The organism is Corynebacterium heidelbergense (assembly GCF_028609845.1).
GTDB classification, from domain to species: domain Bacteria; phylum Actinomycetota; class Actinomycetes; order Mycobacteriales; family Mycobacteriaceae; genus Corynebacterium; species Corynebacterium heidelbergense.
In genome coordinates, this window is record NZ_CP063191.1 from 1349363 (window position 1) to 1366898 (window position 17536).

Annotated in this window: 18 protein-coding genes; 2 read left to right on the forward strand and 16 right to left on the reverse strand. The window is 66.8% G+C overall.

Annotated features, from left to right (window positions below; all coding sequences use genetic code 11):
* Nucleotides 1-6 precede the first annotated feature (6 nt).
* Entirely contained in the window at nt 7-1152 is a 1146-nt protein-coding gene (rlmN, locus tag CHEID_RS05980; RefSeq protein ID WP_273660978.1) for a dual-specificity RNA methyltransferase RlmN, read from the reverse strand.
* A gap of 79 nt (nt 1153-1231) precedes the next feature.
* On the opposite strand from rlmN, the gene CHEID_RS05985 reads away from it, so the two are divergent.
* Entirely contained in the window at nt 1232-1624 is a 393-nt protein-coding gene (locus tag CHEID_RS05985) for a LapA family protein (RefSeq protein WP_238599258.1), read from the forward strand.
* On the opposite strand, the gene CHEID_RS05990 is transcribed toward CHEID_RS05985, so the two are convergent.
* The 5 genes from CHEID_RS05990 to rpsB all read right to left on the reverse strand — a co-directional run bounded on the left by CHEID_RS05990 (nt 1621) and on the right by rpsB (nt 5823).
* Nucleotides 1621-2472 (reverse strand): phosphatidate cytidylyltransferase, encoded by an 852-nt coding sequence (locus CHEID_RS05990; protein WP_112769063.1) that lies wholly within the window; start codon nt 2470-2472, stop codon nt 1621-1623. The genes CHEID_RS05985 and CHEID_RS05990 overlap by 4 nt on opposite strands.
* A 44-nt stretch (nt 2473-2516) precedes the next feature.
* A complete protein-coding gene (gene frr / locus CHEID_RS05995) occupies nt 2517-3074 on the reverse strand; it encodes a ribosome recycling factor (RefSeq protein ID WP_112769062.1) in 558 nt (185 codons plus the stop codon).
* A gap of 70 nt (nt 3075-3144) precedes the next feature.
* Nucleotides 3145-3831: a UMP kinase gene (gene pyrH / locus CHEID_RS06000; RefSeq protein ID WP_112769068.1), complete on the reverse strand. Its 687-nt coding sequence runs from the start codon at nt 3829-3831 to the stop codon at nt 3145-3147.
* Nucleotides 3832-4045: 214 nt separating this feature from the next.
* On the reverse strand, nt 4046-4864 hold the full coding sequence (tsf, locus tag CHEID_RS06005) for a translation elongation factor Ts (RefSeq protein ID WP_112769061.1): 819 nt from the start codon (nt 4862-4864) through the stop codon (nt 4046-4048).
* 104 nt (nt 4865-4968) lie between these two features.
* On the reverse strand, nt 4969-5823 hold the full coding sequence (rpsB, locus tag CHEID_RS06010) for a 30S ribosomal protein S2 (RefSeq protein WP_112769060.1): 855 nt from the start codon (nt 5821-5823) through the stop codon (nt 4969-4971).
* Nucleotides 5824-6396: 573 nt separating this feature from the next.
* On the opposite strand from rpsB, the gene CHEID_RS06015 reads away from it, so the two are divergent.
* Nucleotides 6397-6942: a M23 family metallopeptidase gene (locus tag CHEID_RS06015; RefSeq protein ID WP_112769067.1), complete on the forward strand. Its 546-nt coding sequence runs from the start codon at nt 6397-6399 to the stop codon at nt 6940-6942.
* A 26-nt stretch (nt 6943-6968) separates the two neighbouring features.
* Here the strand turns inward: CHEID_RS06015 and CHEID_RS06020 are convergent, their stop codons facing one another.
* The 10 genes from CHEID_RS06020 to CHEID_RS06065 all read right to left on the reverse strand — a co-directional run bounded on the left by CHEID_RS06020 (nt 6969) and on the right by CHEID_RS06065 (nt 17531).
* Complete coding sequence (locus CHEID_RS06020; RefSeq protein ID WP_112769059.1) at nt 6969-7916, reverse strand: tyrosine recombinase XerC; 948 nt, start codon at nt 7914-7916, stop codon at nt 6969-6971.
* Nucleotides 7917-7955: 39 nt separating this feature from the next.
* Entirely contained in the window at nt 7956-9176 is a 1221-nt protein-coding gene (gene dprA / locus CHEID_RS06025) for a DNA-processing protein DprA (protein WP_273660981.1), read from the reverse strand.
* Nucleotides 9173-10738 (reverse strand): YifB family Mg chelatase-like AAA ATPase, encoded by a 1566-nt coding sequence (locus tag CHEID_RS06030; protein ID WP_112769057.1) that lies wholly within the window; start codon nt 10736-10738, stop codon nt 9173-9175. Before CHEID_RS06030 ends, dprA begins: the two co-directional genes overlap by 4 nt.
* Nucleotides 10739-10748: 10 nt before the next feature.
* Complete coding sequence (locus tag CHEID_RS06035; RefSeq protein ID WP_273660982.1) at nt 10749-11099, reverse strand: YraN family protein; 351 nt, start codon at nt 11097-11099, stop codon at nt 10749-10751.
* Nucleotides 11100-11271: 172 nt separating this feature from the next.
* The gene (locus tag CHEID_RS06040) at nt 11272-11580 is read right to left on the reverse strand and encodes a DUF2469 domain-containing protein (RefSeq protein WP_112769055.1); all 309 of its coding nucleotides are present in this window, start codon (nt 11578-11580) and stop codon (nt 11272-11274) included.
* A gap of 22 nt (nt 11581-11602) precedes the next feature.
* A complete protein-coding gene (locus CHEID_RS06045) occupies nt 11603-12241 on the reverse strand; it encodes a ribonuclease HII (RefSeq protein WP_112769066.1) in 639 nt (212 codons plus the stop codon).
* Between the two features lie 88 nt (nt 12242-12329).
* Nucleotides 12330-13130, reverse strand: coding sequence for a signal peptidase I (gene lepB / locus CHEID_RS06050; protein WP_420536369.1), 801 nt, complete (start codon nt 13128-13130; stop codon nt 12330-12332).
* A gap of 40 nt (nt 13131-13170) precedes the next feature.
* Nucleotides 13171-13512 (reverse strand): 50S ribosomal protein L19, encoded by a 342-nt coding sequence (rplS, locus tag CHEID_RS06055; protein WP_112769054.1) that lies wholly within the window; start codon nt 13510-13512, stop codon nt 13171-13173.
* Nucleotides 13513-13633: 121 nt separating this feature from the next.
* Complete coding sequence (locus CHEID_RS06060; RefSeq protein ID WP_112769053.1) at nt 13634-15928, reverse strand: Tex family protein; 2295 nt, start codon at nt 15926-15928, stop codon at nt 13634-13636.
* A gap of 22 nt (nt 15929-15950) precedes the next feature.
* A complete protein-coding gene (locus CHEID_RS06065) occupies nt 15951-17531 on the reverse strand; it encodes an aldehyde dehydrogenase family protein (RefSeq protein ID WP_112769052.1) in 1581 nt (526 codons plus the stop codon).
* Nucleotides 17532-17536 lie beyond the last annotated feature (5 nt).

Consider the following 17536-nt stretch of genomic DNA (forward strand, 5'->3'; position numbering starts at 1 on the left):
CACTAGCTAGACCTCGGCGGCTAGCTGACCGCACGCCGCAGCGATCTCCTGGCCCTTCGTGTCGCGCACGGTACAGGGGACTCCCTGCTCGTTCACGCGGCGGACGAATTCATCCTGAACGGGGCGGGGGGAGGCATCCCATTGGGACCCGGGGGTGGGGTTCAGGGGAATGACGTTCACGTGGACCTTGGAACCCAGCGCGCGGTGAAGCTTTTTACCCAGCAGATCCGCTCGCCACGTGTGGTCATTGACGTCCTTAATGAGGGCGTATTCGATGGAGACCCGGCGCCCGGATACATCCGCGTAATACCTGGCCGCATCCAGGACCTCCGCAACGGACCACCGGTTGTTCACCGGAACGAGGGTATCCCGCAGCTCATCATCGGGTGTGTGCAGAGATACCGCCAGGCGCACCGACATCCGCTCGTCCGCCAGCTTCCGAATTGCCGGGGCCAGGCCCACGGTGGAGACGGTCACGTTGCGTTGGGAGATGCCAAATCCCTCTGGTGCGGGGGCCGTGATTTTCCGCAGGGTGGCCAGGACCCGCTTGTAGTTGGCCAGGGGCTCCCCCATTCCCATGAAGACGATGTTGGATAGGCGCCCGGATTCTCCGTCCACCTCCCCGCGCTCCATCGCTGCGGCGGCGTTGCGGACCTGCTCGACCATCTCGGCCACGGAGAGGTTGCGATCCAGGCCCCCTTGCCCCGTTGCGCAGAAGGGGCAGGCCATGCCACAGCCGGCCTGGGAGGAGATGCACAAAGTGGCCCGATTGGGATAGCGCATGAGCACCGACTCGAGCAGGGTCCCGTCATGCAGCCGCCAGAGGGTCTTGCGGGTTTCCCCGTCGTCGGCTTCAACACTGCGCAGCGGAGTCATCAAGGGCGGGAACAGGGCCTCGCCGACCGCGGCGCGCTGAGCCTCCGGCAGGTCGGTCATCGTGGCCGGGTCCCCGTTGAAGCGGGAGTAGTACTGCCGGGAGATCTGATTGGCCCGGAACTTGGGCAGGCCCACTTCCGCTAAGGCTGAGACCACCTCCGACGGGTCCAAATCCGCGAAGTGCTTTGGCGGCATTCCTCGGCGGGGAGCCGAGAAGTTCAGTGGGATTGGCGCGGATCCGGAGGCGGGCGTGGTCTTGGGGGCCGGTGAGGTCATAGCCGCCAATTATCCCACCGGAGGCGGGCGCGAGCGCAAACGTGGCGCCGAGAGGGGCCGATAGTTTTAAATGGGACACATGAACCGCAAGAATCACAGCGAACGCAAAGTTGCTTCCCAGAACGCCGAGCCCGGCGTCGCACCGACACCATCCCCAGACGCCGCACCTCACCAGAGTTCGACCTCCACCGCGCCGACAAAGACCTCCGGCACCCCGCCCAAGGTCAAGCGCTCCATGGCCGGAAGCACATGGGTGGCCCTCATCCTCGGGGCCCTGCTGTTGATTCTGTTGCTGGTCTTCATCCTGCAAAACCAAACGGCCACCCAGCTTCAGTTCTTCGGCTGGCAGGCCGAGTTCCCCGTGGGAGTGGGCATGCTCATCGCCGCGATCGTGGGCGCACTCATCATGGCCCTGGTCGGGGGCGTGCGCATCATCCAGCTACGCGGACAGGTGAAGCACCCCCGGCGTTAACGCGCGGAGAGCATATTCAGCACGACCCAGGTGATCATGGCACCCGGGAGCATGCCGTCCAGCCGGTCCATGAGGCCCCCATGGCCCGGCAGCATGCCGGACATGTCCTTGATGCCGAGGTCCCGCTTGAACTGGCTTTCCACCAAGTCCCCCAGCGTTGCGCTCACGGCCAACCCCACCCCCAGGAGGATTCCCGCCCAGAAGGGGGCGTGAAGCAGCAGCACCACGCAGGCCACGCCCACGATGCAGGAGAACACGATGGAACCCGCAAAACCCTCCCAGGACTTCTTCGGGCTCACAGCCGGGGCCATCGGGCGAGACCCGAACAGCACGCCAAAGACATAGCCACCCACGTCTGAGGCCACCACGCACAGCATGAAAGTGAAAATAAAGGAGGCTCCGGATACCCCATCGCGCTGCATGCGGGAGAGCATCGCCGCAAAGGAGCCGAACAGGGGGATCCAGGTGAGGACGAAGACCCCGACCGCCACGTCCCGGACGTAGTTGTGCGGCGGGGACTGTCTGCCGTGGTGGAACAGGCGGGTCACCATGAGCAGCAGCACGCTGATCACGAACCCGGCCACGAGGCCGGACGTGCCAAAGGGCAGGGAGAGCCAAATCATCACCTGCCCGCCGATGCCGAGCACCAGCAGGCTGAGGACGTATCCCGCTTCGTACAGCCTGCGCCAGACTTCATAGGTGGCCAACCCCATAGCGATAGCGATAAGCGGATACCAGGCGTAGGGAATTTGCAGCGCGAGGATGACGAGCGCGCCGAGAAGGACCCCCACTCCAATAGCTTGTTTGAGGTTCCGGCCGGCCTTATTCTTGGGCTTGGGAGCAGGCACTGTGATCGTGGGATGGAAGAGGCGGGGCGGTTACCGCACCCGCACTAGACCTCCATCAGCTCCTTTTCTTTGTGCTCGACCAGGCCGTCAACTTGCTGCACGTAGGTGGAGGTGACCTTCTCCAACTCCTTTTCAGCGGCCTTGACCTCATCCTCGCCAGCGTCCCCGTCCTTCTGGATCTTCTGCAGGCGCTCCATGCCCTTCCGGCGGATATTGCGGATGGCAATCTTCGCATCCTCCCCCTTGGAGCGAGCCACGCGCACGAGGTCCTTGCGGCGCTCCTCGGTCAGTTGGGGGATAGTGACGCGCAGAACTTGACCGTCGTTGGTGGGGTTCACCCCGAGGTCAGAGTTGCGAATCGCGTTCTCGATGGGCCCCATGGAGGACTGCTCGTAGGGCTTGATGAGCAGCATGCGCGGCTCCGGCACGCTGATCGTGGACATCTGCGTGATGGGGGTGGGTGCCCCGTAGTACTCCGCAACGATCCCGTTAAACATTGCGGGGTTGGCGCGGCCCGTTCGAATGGTGGTGAGTTCCTCGCGGGCGTGCTCCACAGAGCTCGTCATGTGCTCTTCGGAATCGAGCAGAATGTCATCAATCATGTCACCGGATTTTAGCAGCCCACCCCGGCACACACCCCGCCGCACACGGACGGCCCGCAAGGAATGCGCGCTAGGACTCGACCAGCGTTCCGATTCGCTCGCCCGCGACCGCCCGGGCAATATTCCCCTCCGTGAGCAGGTTGAAGACCAGGATAGGCATGTCGTTATCCATGCACAGGCTGAACGCGGTGGCGTCCGCCACGCGCAGGCCCTTTTCGATGACCTCCCGCGGCGTGATCTCGTGGTACATCGTGGCATCCGGGTTGGTCCGAGGATCGTCGCTGAACACTCCGTCGACCCCCTTTGCCATGAGGAGGACCTCACAGCTAATCTCCAAAGCCCGCTGGGCGGCGGTCGTATCTGTAGAAAAGTAGGGCATACCCATGCCCGCACCGAAGATCACGACCCTCCCCTTCTCTAGGTGGCGGTCGGCCCGCAGCGGCAGATAAGGCTCAGCGACCTGGGTCATCTGGATTGCCGTTTGCACCCGGGTCTCCACCCCCTCCTGCTCCAGGAAGTCCTGCAGGGCCAGGCAGTTCATTACGGTGCCCAGCATCCCCATGTAGTCCGAGCGGGACCGGTCCAACCCGCGCTGCTGCAGCTCCGCGCCGCGGAAGAAGTTGCCCCCGCCGATGACCACGGCCACTTCCACCCCGCTGTTAGACACCTCCGCGATCTGCCGCGCGACGTTTTGCACGACGTCCGGGTCGATGCCGACTGATCCCCCGCCGAACATCTCGCCGCCAAGTTTGAGCATCACCCGCTTGTAGGCGCTCCGGGTTTCGCGGTCCTGGTCGGTGTTCGTCACGCTGGGTTCTCCTTGTTCCGGTGGTTTTGTGCCGGTGGTTTTGTGCCGGTGTGCACTGCACATCCGACAGATAAGCCTACACAAGGGGCATGCGAAAACCCCCACTGCTCGGGCCGCTAGCAAGCGACCGCAGTGGGGGGGCAGCAAATGGGCGATAGGCCGGTTAGGCCTGGCCCACCTCAAAGCGCTCGAAGCCGGTCAGGGTGATGCCGGCGGCATCCACAACCTGCTTAACGGTCTTCTTGGACTCGGTGACGGAGGGCTGGTCCAACAGGCACACGTCCTTGTAGAAGCCCTTCACCCGGCCCTCGATGATGTTCGGCAGGGCCTTCTCGGGCTTGCCCTCTTCCCGGGCGGTGGCCTCCGCGATCTCGCGCTCCTTTGCCACGACGTCGGCGGGCACCTCATCGGCGGACAGGTAGCGGGCCTTAAGGGCGGCCACCTGCATAGCGGCGCCGCGGGCGGCCTCGGCGTTGTCGCCGGTGTAGGTCACCAGCACGCCCACTGCCGGGGGCAGGTCGGCGGAGCGGTGGTGCAGGTAGGTAGCGACGTTCTCGCCGGAGACGGTGACTGCCCGCTTGAGCTCCAGCTTCTCGCCGATCTTGGCAGAGAGCTGCTGCAGCGCCTCCAGGGCGGTCTGGCCGTCCACCTGTACCTGCTCCAGCTCCTCGCGGGAGTTGGCCTGGGCAGCTGCGGCGGCTTCGGCGACCTTGTTGGCGAAGTCGATGAACTCGTTGTTCTTCGCAACGAAGTCCGTCTCGGCGTTGACCTCGATCATGGTGTTGCCGGAAACGGCGATCAGGCCCTCGGAGGCGCTGCGCTCGGCGCGCTTGCCCACGTCCTTGGCGCCCTTGATGCGCAGGATCTCGATGGCCTTGTCGAAGTCGCCCTCAGAGTCGACGAGGGCCTTCTTGCAAGCCATCATCCCGGCGCCGGTGATCTCGCGAAGCTTCTTTACGTCAGCTGCGGTGTAGTTCGCCATGTGCGGCGATCCTCCTTTAATTGGAAGTTGTGTTATCCCGTGGGCCAGCCTAAGCGGGCTGGCCCACTTTCGCTGGGGAGCGGTGGCGATGCCCCCGCTAACCGTTAGCTCTGCTCGGTCTGGGCCGGTGCCTCGGCAGCCGGGGCCTCCGTGGCGGGAGCCTGTGCCTGCTCAGCGGGCGCCTCCGCGTTGGCGGCAACCTCAGCGGCGTCCGCCTCTGCCTTGCCCGTGTCCCCGGCGGCGTCCTTCGCGGCGGCTTCCTGGCGCTCGGCGCGAGCCTGTCGGCCGGCTTCCACGGCGGAGCTGACCACGGAGGTCAGCAGGGACGCGGCGCGAATGGCGTCGTCATTACCCGGAATCGGGTAATCGACAACATCCGGATCACAGTTCGTGTCCAGCACGGCGACGACCGGGATGTTGAGCTTCTGGGCCTCGGCGACCGCGATGTGCTCCTTGTTTGTGTCGATGATCCACAGGGCGGAGGGCACCTTGGCCATCCCGGAGATGCCGCCGAGCACGCGCTCCAGCTTGTTGCGCTCGCGGGTGAGCATGAGGATTTCCTTCTTGGTGCGGCCCTTGTAGCCATCCTCGTCCGCCTCCATGGCCTGGAGTTCCTTGAGGCGGTTGAGGCGCTTGGCCACCGTCTGGAAGTTGGTCAGCATGCCGCCGAGCCAGCGGTGGTTGACGTAGGGCATGCCCACGCGCTCCGCCTCGTTGGCGATAGCTTCCTGGGCCTGCTTCTTCGTGCCGACGAACAGGATGTTGCCGCCGTGGGCAACGGTTTCCTTGACGAACTCGTAGGCCTCATCGATGTAGGTGAGGGTCTGCTGGAGGTCGATGATGTAGATGCCGTTGTGGTCGGTGAAGATGAAGCGCTTCATCTTCGGGTTCCACCGGCGGGTCTGGTGCCCGAAGTGGACGCCTGCATCCAGCAGCTCGCGCATAGTAACAACAGCCATTGGTGTTACAGGGACGGCGTTTTCTCCTCGCGGAGATGGGGTACACGATCGGATCGATGGTGCGGCCTCTGGTCCGTCCCTTCCTCGCTTTCAAAAGTCTAGGGTTTCACGGTTTTCTTCCGGAAAATGTGCTCACCTGCGCCCGCTACAGCGGGTATCGGCTTGCATCCGGCCTGGCAGATGCCCCAAGGCTGTGCCCTGCCGTATATGACCCGCCCGGGGCACGTTTGCGGCGTACCGTCGGGCGGGACCGTTGACGGTGGGCCACGGATGTGGGGCCACGAACGATCTACGCGTAGTCAATGTGCTCTGCTGCACCGCGCCGTTCAGGCTTTGGGGCCGAACCGAGCGGGCGAATCAGTAACGTCGTGTTTTACTGGGTTCCGCCCACGCTGAATGCGGCAGTGGGCACACTGCGATGCATCAGCTTATTGCCCAGCGGCGGCTTTTTCAATCCACGGTCTCTTCGTCGATTGCGTCCTGTGGATGCCCGGTGCGGCAGCGGTCCGGTTGTCCCCAGGCTTCGGATGCGGTTGTTTCTTTCGGACGCCACCACCGCGCACCCTTGTGAGCATGCGCCCTTCCCAGAAGTTCCGGCTGGCTCTGCTGTGCCTGCTCAGCCTCGTGTGCACCACCCCCGTAGCCCTGGCGGAGGCCCCGCCCGTGGCGGTCGCTTCCCGGGGCCACCGCCTGCCGATAGCATGGCCGGCTGGCCAGGACCCGGCCCGGGCTGTGGTCCGGCCTGCGGACATCCCTGAGCACAACTGGGAGCCGGGCCACCGCGGTGTGGACCTGCGGGCAACGCCCGGGCAGGAGATCCGGGCCAGTCGCGGCGGGCGGGTGCACTTCGCCGGAGTGGTGGCGGGCACCCCGGTGGTCAGCATTGTGCACCCGGGGGGTGTGAAAACGACGTATGAACCCGTCGTGGCATCCGTCGTCACTGGGTCCCCGGTGCGCCGTGGGCAAGTTCTGGGGACCTTGGCGGATCCGGCGACGTTGCCGGAGCACACTCGCAAACCCCAGGGTTTGTCCTGGGGCGCGCGACTGCTCGACGCGGAAGGGCGCTACGTGGACCCGATGAGTCTACTCGGGGGCCTCCAGGTGCGTCTGCTCGAATGAGGCCGTGCTCCCCAGGTCTAGTCGGCCTAGTCGGTGGAACCGGACCGCGGGTGGGCTTGGTCGAAAACGGCCCGCAGCCGCTCGGTGCCCACGTGGGTATAGATCTGGGTGGTAGAGAGGCTGGAGTGGCCCAACAATTCCTGGACCACGCGCAAATCTGCGCCGCCCTCCAGCACAGCGGTGGCCGTGGAGTGGCGGATACCGTGTGGAGATAGCCGGGGCCCCTCGGCCTGGGCAGTCACGACGTTGACGACGTCCCTGACCTGGCGCGAGCCGATCCGTGCCCCCCGAGCCCCAAGGAACAGGGCGTTGGTGGGAGCTGACTGGCCCCGGTGCTGCCGACTGCGTACTTCCTCCCGTCGGGCGAGCCACGCTTGCACCGCTGCGCTGGCAGTCGCCCCAAAGGGGACCACCCGGGTCTTGTTCCCCTTTCCCGTTACCCGAACGGTGTGGTTGAGAAGGTCTAGGTCGCCACAGTCAATGCCGACCAACTCGGACACGCGAATGCCGGTGGCGAAGAGCAGCTCCAACATCGCCCAGTCCCGGGCGGCAATGGGGTTGGCGGGATCCTCCTGGGCCGCGCGGCGAAGGTCATCCAGCAGCCCGGCGGCCTGCTGCTGGCGCAGCACCTTCGGCAGGACCCGCCGCGGCAGAGGGGCTTTGAGGGTGGCCACGGGGTTTGCTGCACACCATCCCTGGTGGACGAGGAAGGTCCCGAACCCTCGCATGCTGGAGGCCAGCCGGGCGATCGTGGCGCGGCTGGCGCCGGCATCTGCCGCCCAACCAAGAACGTCCCTCGCGCGGTTCAGGGTGAATCCGTCCACGGTGGTGATCCCCTCCAAGGCGGTGCGCAGATCCCGCTCGTAGGCGCGGACCGTGTTCTCCGACCGGGCGGAGACGTGCCGTAAATAGCGAACGTAGGCGCTGATGGCCTCGTCCAAGTCCACCGGGCCGGAGGGATCCGCTGTAGCCATGTGACTGATGTTACCCGTGGGACCCCGCCAGGCTGGGCGTCATCGAGTACCTGGCGCCTTAATCCACCGGCTCCCCTCCCGGCGAACGTAACCCCGTTTCTCCAAGTCCCGCAGGGTGCGCATGACGAGGTTCCCGCTTAAGCCCGTTGCGGCCTGCACGTCGCTCACGCTCCCGGCATGGGCCTCGCTGCCGATGGCGCAGGCGTCGAAGACCATCGTTTCACTTAGGGTGAGTGCTGTTTTACCGAAGGGCAGTTCCGGTTCGCCGGGCGCCGCACCACGCCCTAGTGGTTCCAGTTGCTCCCGGATGTCCCCGGCGCAGATCGCCATCGCAGCCCGATTGTCGCGAATGTACTTCAGGCAGCCCTGGAACCCGGCAGAAGTGACCGGCCCCGGCACCGCCAGCGTGGGTTTCACCATGGCCTCCGACCAGTTGGCCGTGTTCAAGGCACCCGAGCGCAACGGGGCCTGCAGCACGACCGTCCCCAGCGCGAGGCCCGCCACGAGGCGGTTGCGGGTGAGGAAGCGGTGCCGCGCCGGCGGCACACCCGGCGGGTATTCGCTGACGGTGCACCCGTGTTGCCGGATGCGCCGAAAAAGCGGGCCATGGGCACTGGGATAGTCCACGTCGGGGCCGCTGGCGAGCACGGCGATGCTGCTGGCCCCGCAATCTAGGGCGGCCTCGTGGCACACCCGGTCGATGCCCAGGGCTCCTCCGGAAACGACGCTGTAACCGGCCAATCCCAGCTCCGTGGCGAACTGCTGGGCCACTTCCCGGCCATATCGACTCGGCGCCCGCGTGCCCACCATGGCCACGCTGAGCTGCACTAACCGGTCCAACCTGCCTTCCCCCTCCACCCAGAGGGAAAAGGGGGCCGTGCTGAGACCGCGCACGGTGGAGTCGCTGCCCACCCCCGCCCCGTGGAGCGAGAAGAAGGAATCGTCGAGCCGCCGGGGCCACTCTGGGCAGCCTGGGAAGATCAGCCGCATCCCCCGCCGACGGGCGATCTCCGCGTCCTGGCGCGGGTCGGCGCAGTAGCGATTGGCGGTGGCCTGCAACAGCCCGTCCGGTAACCCCGTGTCCCGGGTCGCGATCCTCTCGGCCACGTCCACGACATCGGCCGGTTGGCTCGTCTCTCCGCCGGGCCACAGCAGCTCTAGGAGGTCCCCGCGCGAGGCCTCAATGACCCGCCGCAAATACACCCAGGCCAGGTACTCCCGCCGGTCTACGGTGTCGCCCCACTGCTCTGGCCCGCTCATGCCACCGCCTCCAGTACCCGGCTGGAATACAGCTCAACAGCATCCAGGATGTGCCCCAGGCCGGGCCGGGCGGTCCCCTCCAAATCCGCGAGGGTCCACGCAACCCGCAGAGCACGGTCCACCCCGCGTTGGGTAACGGCCGCCTCTCGAAGCAGCTCCTGGAGCGCCAGCAGCCCCTCCTCCTCTGGGGCTCCCAGCTTGCGAAGCACCGTCCCGGCCACGGTGGCATTAGTGCTATGGGCCCCGGGTGCAAGCTCGGCCCACCGCCGGTGGCTGCGCTCCCTGGCCTCCGCAACGCGGGCGGCAATGACGGCCGTGGTCTCCTCCCCGGACCCCCGGATGACCGCCGCCCTCGTGGATCGGGTACACGCGTAGACGTCGATGCGATCCCGCAGGGGGCCGGAAAGTTTGGCCTGGTAGCGCTGCCGGACACTCCCCGGGCAGGTGCAGTCGGCGGCCTGTTCCGCCCCGCAGGGGCACGGATTGGCCGCCAGCACCAACTGAAACTGGGCTGGAAAGCGAACGCTCCGGCGCGCCCGCACAATCTCCACCCACCGGGTTTCCATGGGCACCCGCAGGGCGTCCAGCACCTCCGCCTTGGCTTCCGGCATCTCGTCGATGAACAACACGCCGCGGTGGGCCAGGCTGATCGCGCCGGGCAGGATCCGTCCGCTGCCACCGCCGATGAGCGCCGCCTGGGTCACTCCGTGGTGCGGGGCGATGAAGGGGCGCTGACCCGACCACACCCCAGCCAGGTTCCCCTTGTGGCCGGCGATGGAATGCACGGCGGCGACCTCTAGTTGCTCGGCTCCGCTCATGGGCGGCAGGATCCCCGGCAGTCGCCGGGCCAGCATGGACTTGCCGGACCCGGGCGGCCCCATGAGCATGAGGTTGTGTCCCCCGGCGGCGGCCACCTCCACAGCTCGGCGGGCCTCCGGCTGGGAGACCACCTCCGCCATGTCCGGCGGCGTCGGATGGGCATAACCGTCGCCTCCACCCTCGGCCCGCTGGCTTGCGGGGGCGAGGGCCTGCCCGGTGTGCAGCCAGGTGAGCACGTCTGCCAGGCTCTCCACGGCGTACACGCGCACCCCGGGTGTCCCCTGCTCCGCCCGCGCCGCCTCGGTGGCATTGGCGGCGGGGACCACCACCTCCGGAATGCTGTTGGCCCCGGCGGCCTGCACGATGGGCACCACCCCATCCACCCGGCGCACGGACCCGTCCAGGCCCAGCTCCCCCACCAGCACGGTGGTACTTAGTCGCCGCTGAATCCGAACGCTCCCCAGTTGGGCGCTAACCATGGCGCACACCATGGCCAGGTCGAAACCCGCACCGCTTTTCGGCACGGAGGCCGGGGACAGGCTCATGACCACTCGGCTCTGCGGCCAGGGCACCTTGGTGTTGTGCATGGCGGAGCGGATTCGGTCCTTCGCCTGGACCACGGAGGCATCCCCCAGCCCCACCACGCTAATCCCGGGCAGCCCCCGGCCCAGGTCGCATTCCACGGTGACGAGCAATCCCTCCAGCCCCTCGAGGGCAACGCATCTCGCTTGTCCTACTCCCATGGCCCTGCCCTCACCAAACCCCTTCCACGTGGTGGCGCACCCCGTCGGGGCCCACGTCGATGACGTCAAAGCGCACGTCCCGCTCCCCTTCGGCGGGGTTCTCCCGCAGCCACAGCGCGGCGGCGAGCCGCATCTTGCGCAGCTTGGCCGCGGTGACGGCCGCCAATCCGCCACCGGCCCACTGGCTGGCCCGGTATTTCACCTCCACGAACACCACCATTCCGGCAGCGCTGCGGGCGATGAGGTCCAGCTCCCCGAAGCGCGAGTGCCAGTTCTGCCCCAGCACCGCGTATCCCCGCTGTTCTAGGTAGTGCCGGGCCTGCGTTTCCCCGCGGCGCCCGGTCTCGCGCGTATCCCCCATGCCGTGCTTCCCCCGTTCCTCCCGCTTAGTCGGTCTGTCTCCGTCCCCGGTGGTCGCTGCTGCCTAATCTGTCAGCGACCGTCATTGTGCCCGCCGGGAGGGGTGTGGGAGGGGACCCCGGATAGGCGAAAGCCCAGGACCCTGTGGAAAGGCCCTGGGCTGTGGAGAGGCTCTAGTTCTCCGGCAGTTGGAACTCCGGCTTGTCCAGCTCCTCGATGTTGACGTCCTTGTACGTGATCACGCGGACAAACCGCACAAACCGGGCCGGGCGGTACATGTCCCACACCCAGGCATCGGACATGCGCACCTCGTAGTACACCTCTCCGCCGGAGTTGCGGGGGATCAGCTCCACAGCATTGGCCAGGTAGAACCGTCGCTCGGTTTCCACCACATAGGAAAACTGGCTGACCACATCCCGGTATTCGCGGTACATGGACAACTCAACGCTTGCCTCGTAATCGTCCAGTTCCTCAGCGCTCACGGCCTGGGATTGTCCTTCCTCGCTACGGCAGCTGCTTGTCCAGCCACAACCGATGGGCTGCGGCCACATTGGAGTAAGTGTAGCGATGGTGGGGGGTGCCCCCGTGGAGGCTCACCGCAGCCATATGCGCCGCAGTGCCATAACCCTTGTGGGCGGCCAGGCCGTAACCGGGATAGGCGGCGTCCAGCTCACCCATGAGCCGGTCCCGGGCGACTTTGGCCAGTACACTCGCCGCACTAATGCAGCGGGCCACCTGGTCCCCCTTGATCATGGGCAAATGGGGCCGGGTGAGCCCGGGGATGGCCATGGCGTCGCTGAGGATGTACCCGGGCCGCCGGTCCAGTTTGGCGACCGCTTGACGCATGGCTAGCAGGTTCGCGGGCTGAATGCCGTGGTGGTCGATCCAGGCTGCGGGAATGTGGACGACCGCCCAGCTCACGGCAAGGTTCTTGATGACGCCCTCTAACCGCGCGCGGGTCGCTGCGCTGAGTTTCTTCGAGTCCGTCAATTTTTCTAGCTGCGGCAGCCGGCCGGGCGGCAGAATGCACGCCGCCGCCGTCACCGGTCCACAGCAGGCCCCGCGCCCGGCTTCATCCACCCCCGCGACGGGCCCCAGCCCGGCGGCGTGGAGGGTGTATTCGTAGGTGCGGGCGTGCGGCAGGGTCTTTATGGGTCGGCGGACAACGGGGATTTTCACCTGGTCAGATCTCCTCAGCCTGCCCGGGGCACGAAGGGGAACATAGCCCCCGCTAGTTGTGCTGGATGTCCGGATTGTCCACAAAGCCGGTGCGGCCGAAGGGCAGGACGATGGCCTCTACCCGGCCCACAACGTTCTCCACGGGCACGGTCCCCTGCAGCTCATCGCCCATATGCCCCCGGGAATCCAGGGAGTTGGTCCGGTTATCCCCCATGACCCACAGGTTGTCCTGGGGCACGGTGACTGGCCCGAAGTAGGGCCCCTGGCAGGCCTGGGATCCGGTGGCCGGGTCCACGGGATTGCTCATGGGCTTTTCGGTGAACTCGTCGTCCACCTTTTTTCCGTTCACCATGATGCCGGGGTCCCCAGCCCGGCACTGGACGGTCTGTCCCCCCGTGGCGACAACGCGCTTGACCAGCGTGTTCTCGTCGGGAGCGATGATCCCCACGACGCTTGCGGCGTTTTGAATGCCGCGGATGACGTCATTGCGGGAGCGCTGCGAGGTGTAGCTGCCATTCCAGGAGTCCGGCCCCCGGAAGACCACCACGTCCCCCGGGTGTGGGGAGGAGTCCCCCAGGTAGGCCAGCTTGTTCACGAAGATGCGGTCCCCATCGCATCCGGCGCACCCGTTGAGCGTGGGCTCCATGGACTCGGAGGGGATGAGGTAGAGCCTGCCCACGAACAGATTGAAAGCTCCCAGGATCAACATCGTCACAACGAGGATGATGGGGAGCTCAATCCACCAGGGGTAGGTCTTCTTCTTGCTGTCCTTGCTTGGCGTGCCCTTCCGCGCGGTGGTCGCGGGTTCGGCGCCGGACTTGGCGGAGGGGGCAGTACTTGGCTGATCAGACACGATGGTTCACCCTACCAGCCCCGGCCCGCCCGGCTAGCGGTTAGCGCTTCTCCTTGATGCGGGCTGCCTTGCCGCGCAGGTTGCGCAGGTAGTACAGCTTGGCGCGGCGGACCTTGCCGCGGGAGATCACGTCGATATGGTCGATGTTCGGGGAGTGCACGGGGAAGGTGCGCTCCACGCCGATGCCGAAGGAGATCTTGCGGACCGTGAAGGTCTCCCGGATCCCGGAGTTCTGCCGGCGGATGACGAGACCGCGGAAGACCTGCAGGCGGGACTTTGAGCCCTCGATGACCTTGACGTGCACGTCGAGGGTGTCGCCGGGGCGGAAGTCGGGGATGTCGGTGCGCAGTTGGGCGGCATCGACCTTGTCGAGAATGTTCATGGAACTTGTCCTTTACTCGCCTGGATAGAGGACCCTCGCGGCTTTTCGCTCATCGCATTCTGCGCGCCCACGGGTTCGTACCCACAACAGTTAACCGAAGGGATTATGCCAGGCGCCCTGGTCACCGGCCAAACCCGGCGCGGCGCAGGGCCCCGGCCATGGTGCCTTTCGCTGCGGTGCCTTTAGCACGAGCGCGGGGCTTCGCCCCCCGGCGAGCGCTGTCGCTCAAGCGCAGGCTTAGCCCGATGCGCTGGCGATTGGCGTCCACCTCCAGAACTTTGACCTTGACCACCTGGCCAGAGCGCACCACATCGTGCGGGTCCGCGACGAATCGATCGGACATGGCGGAAACATGCACCAACCCGTCCTGGTGCACGCCGATGTCGACAAACGCCCCGAAGGCGGCAACATTCGTCACGGTGCCCTCTAGGATCATCCCGGGGCTGAGGTCGGAGATGCTCTCCACCCCCTCTTTGAGCGCGGCGGTGACGAATTCGGGGCGGGGGTCCCGGCCGGGTTTGTCTAGCTCGCTGATCACATCCCGCACGGTGGGTAGGCCGAACGCCTCCGTGGTGTAGTCTGCCGGGTTGATCGTGCGCAGAAGGCGGGTGTTGCCGATCAGTTCGGGTACCGCGGCCCCCGTGGCCTGGGCGATGTGCCCCACGAGGGGGTAGGCCTCCGGGTGGACTGCGGACTCGTCAAGGGGATCTGCCCCGCCGTGGATGCGCAGGAACCCGGCGGCCTGTTCATAGACCTTCTCCCCCAGGCGGGGCACCTTCTTCAGCTCTGCCCGCCTGGCAAAGGCCCCGTGACTATCCCGGTGGGCCACGATGTTCTGCGCCACCGTCTGGTTCACCCCCGCGACGCGGCGCAGCAGCTCGGCGCTGGCGGTGTTCACGTCCACGCCCACGGAGTTCACGGCATCCTCCACCACCGAATCGAGCCCCGCGGCCAGGGCGGATTGGTTGACGTCGTGCTGGTATTGGCCCACGCCGATGGATTTCGGGTCGATTTTCACGAGCTCCGCCAGGGGATCCTGCAGCCGTCGGGCGATGCTCACGGCCCCGCGCAGGGAGACGTCCATGTCCGGGAATTCCCGGGCGGCCACCTCCGAGGCGGAGTAGACGGAGGCCCCGGATTCGGAGACCATCACCGCCACCGGCCGGCGCTTGCTGCCCTCATCCGCCGGGCTGACCGCTGCGCAGATCTCCCGCGCCAGCTTCTCGGTCTCGCGGCTGGCCGTGCCGTTGCCCACCGCCAGCAGTTCCACGTGGTGCTTGACCACGAGGGAGCGCAGGATCGCGGCGGCTTTCTCCCACTGGCCCTTCCCGGTGTGGGGGTACACGATGGCGGTGTCCAGGACCTTTCCGGTGGGGTCCACCACCGCGCACTTCACCCCGTTGCGGTATCCGGGGTCCAGGCCGAGGGTGGCCCGCTGACCCGCCGGGGCGGCGAGCAGGAGGTCCTTGAGGTTGCGGGCGAAGACCTCCACGGCCTCGGCGTCCGCGCGTTCCTTGAGCCGGCCGCGCACGTCCACCGCAGAGCTGATAGCCAGCTTGGTGCGCCAGGCGTAGCGCACGCACTCGGCACGAAAAGCGTCCGGCCCCTCCTCCCCGATCGGCTGCAACTGCGCTAGTTCGGCGATGAGACCCTCGTAGAACTCCTCCTCGTGCCCACCGTCCAGGGTGAGGCGCAGCACCCCTTCCTCCTCCCCGCGCAGCAGGGCGAGGATGCGGTGGCTGGGCAGGTTGGCAAAGGGTTCCTGAAAATCGAAATAGTCCCGGTATTTGGCGCCGACGGTTTCTTTTCCCTTGTGGACGCCAGCAACCACGCGCCCGTGCGAGGCGAATTCTTCCCGGACCCTCCCGACTACCTGGGCATTGGTGGCGATCGCCTCCACGACGATGGCGCGGGCACCGGCTCGGACGTCGCGCTCGCCGGGGAAGTCCGAGCAAAGGTAGGCCCCGGCGTGCTCTCCTTGCGGCGGGACCGGGCCCCGGCCGAGGAGGTACTCCGCGTAGGGTTCCAGCCCGGCTGCGCGGGCCTTGGCCCCCTTCGTGCGGCGGGTGGTCTTGTAGGGCAGGTAGAGGTCTTCCAGGCGGGCCTTGGAATCCACGGCGGCCAGTTCCGCGTTCAGCTCGTCGGTGAGCTTGCCCTGGGCCGCGATGGCTTCCCGGATGGTCTCGCGGCGCTCGTCGAGCTCCCGCAGGTAGGTCCAGCGGGTTTCCAGGTGGCGCAGCTGGGTGTCGCTCAGGCCCCCCGTGGCCTCCTTGCGGTAGCGCGCGATGAAGGGCACGGTGTTTCCCTCCGCCAGCAGCCGCATGGCCCCGGCGACATCCCCCGGGTGCGCCTCGATTTCCCGGGCGATGATCTGGGCGTGGCGCGAGTGGGATTCAGTTAGCTGCTTCGAACTCATTCGCCACAGTGTAGAGCCCGCGCTACTCGGCGAACCACCCGGTGACCGCCGGGTTGAGATTGCGGTAGATGTGCTTGTGCTCCTGGTACTCGGCTAGCCCGGTGGGCCCCAGCTCCCGCCCGTTGCCGGACTGCTTCATCCCGCCCCATTCCGCCTGGGGCAGGTAGGGGTGGAAGTCGTTGATCCACACGGTGCCGTGGCGCAGCGCACCGGCCACCCGCTCCCCCTTCCCGGCATCCTCGGTCCACACCGCCCCGGCCAGGCCGTAGCTGGTGTCGTTGGCGATCGCGATGGCCTCCGCCTCGTCCGTGAAGGTCTCCACCGTGACGGTGGGGCCAAAGGCCTCAGCGTGGACGCAGTCCATGGACCGATCGCAGTTCGTGACGACCGTGGGCAGGTAGAACTGACCGGCGGAGAGGTCGGTGGCCCCGGTGGAATGGGGCCCCTCGTTGTCCCCGGCGGTGGCGCGCCGACCCCCGGTGGCGATGGTGGCCCCCTGCTGGCGGGCGCGGTCCACGTAGTCCGCGATCTTGTCCCGGTGGGCTGCGGAGATCACCGGCCCCGTCTCCGCGGCCTCGTCGGTGGGCCCGCCGAGCTTAATCTGGGAAGCGCGGCGCACGAGATCCGCGGTGAACTTCTCCGCGATGGATTCCTCCACAATGAGGCGGGACCCTGCGGAGCAGACCTGTCCGGAGTGCAGGAAGGCGGCGTTGAGGGCGTTGTCCAGGGCCGCCGGGTAGTTGGCGTCCGCAAAAATGACATTGGGATTTTTACCGCCGAGCTCCAGAGCCACCCGCTTGATGCCTTCCGCGGCATTGCGAGCAATGAGCCGCCCGGTGACCAGGCCGCCGGTGAAGCTGACCATATCAACCTCCGGGCTGGTGGACAGGGGCGTGGCGCAATCGGCACCGGCCCCGGTGATGAGGTTGGCCACGCCTGCGGGCACCCCGGCGGAGTGCAGCACGTTCATGAGCATCATCGCGGTGTGGGGCGTCAACTCCGCCTGCTTGAGCACGAAGGCATTGCCCGCCGCCAGGCACGGCGCCACCTTCCAGGCCACCTGCAGCAGGGGGTAATTCCACGGGGTGATGAGGGCGCACACCCCGATGGGCTCCGCGACTACCCGGGAGGCCACGGTGGGATCCCCGGCGTCCACGACGCGTCCGGCATGATGACCGGCTAGCGTGCCGAAGTATTCGAAGGAATCGGCGATATCGGTCATGTCCATGCGGGACTCCGCCAGGCGCTTGCCCGTGTCCGCGGACTCCGCTGCGGCAAGTTCCTCTGCGTTCTCGCGAATGGCCCGCGCCACCGCCAGCAACACGTCTCCGCGCTGACGGGCCGGGGTGTTCCGCCACTCCCCCTTCTCGAAAGCCCGGCGGGCGGCGGCGATGGCCCGGCGGGTATCGTCCTCACCGGCCTCGCTGACCTCCCCCACGAAAGACCCGTCGGCGGGGTTGCAGATCCGCCGGGTGCCCCCATCGCGCGCAGGGACCCACTGCCCGTCGATGAACAGGGAGGCCGGGCCGGCGGCGGGGAGGGTGCCCTCCAGCAGGATGGACTGGTGGGGGTCGAAGATGCCGTTATCGGGCGCGAAGGTCATAGGGG

Coding starts and splice junctions, on each gene's coding strand:
- rlmN (WP_273660978.1), bottom strand. CDS start 1,152: ATGACCTCACCGGCCCCCAAGACCACGCCCGCCTCCGGATCCGCGCCA.
- CHEID_RS05985 (WP_238599258.1), top strand. CDS start 1,232: ATGAACCGCAAGAATCACAGCGAACGCAAAGTTGCTTCCCAGAACGCC.
- frr (WP_112769062.1), bottom strand. CDS start 3,074: ATGATTGATGACATTCTGCTCGATTCCGAAGAGCACATGACGAGCTCT.
- pyrH (WP_112769068.1), bottom strand. CDS start 3,831: ATGCTCAAACTTGGCGGCGAGATGTTCGGCGGGGGATCAGTCGGCATC.
- tsf (WP_112769061.1), bottom strand. CDS start 4,864: ATGGCGAACTACACCGCAGCTGACGTAAAGAAGCTTCGCGAGATCACC.
- rpsB (WP_112769060.1), bottom strand. CDS start 5,823: ATGGCTGTTGTTACTATGCGCGAGCTGCTGGATGCAGGCGTCCACTTC.
- CHEID_RS06015 (WP_112769067.1), top strand. CDS start 6,397: ATGCGCCCTTCCCAGAAGTTCCGGCTGGCTCTGCTGTGCCTGCTCAGC.
- CHEID_RS06020 (WP_112769059.1), bottom strand. CDS start 7,916: ATGGCTACAGCGGATCCCTCCGGCCCGGTGGACTTGGACGAGGCCATC.
- dprA (WP_273660981.1), bottom strand. CDS start 9,176: ATGAGCGGGCCAGAGCAGTGGGGCGACACCGTAGACCGGCGGGAGTAC.
- CHEID_RS06030 (WP_112769057.1), bottom strand. CDS start 10,738: ATGGGAGTAGGACAAGCGAGATGCGTTGCCCTCGAGGGGCTGGAGGGA.
- CHEID_RS06035 (WP_273660982.1), bottom strand. CDS start 11,099: ATGGGGGATACGCGCGAGACCGGGCGCCGCGGGGAAACGCAGGCCCGG.
- rplS (WP_112769054.1), bottom strand. CDS start 13,512: ATGAACATTCTCGACAAGGTCGATGCCGCCCAACTGCGCACCGACATC.
- CHEID_RS06060 (WP_112769053.1), bottom strand. CDS start 15,928: ATGAGTTCGAAGCAGCTAACTGAATCCCACTCGCGCCACGCCCAGATC.
- CHEID_RS06065 (WP_112769052.1), bottom strand. CDS start 17,531: ATGACCTTCGCGCCCGATAACGGCATCTTCGACCCCCACCAGTCCATC.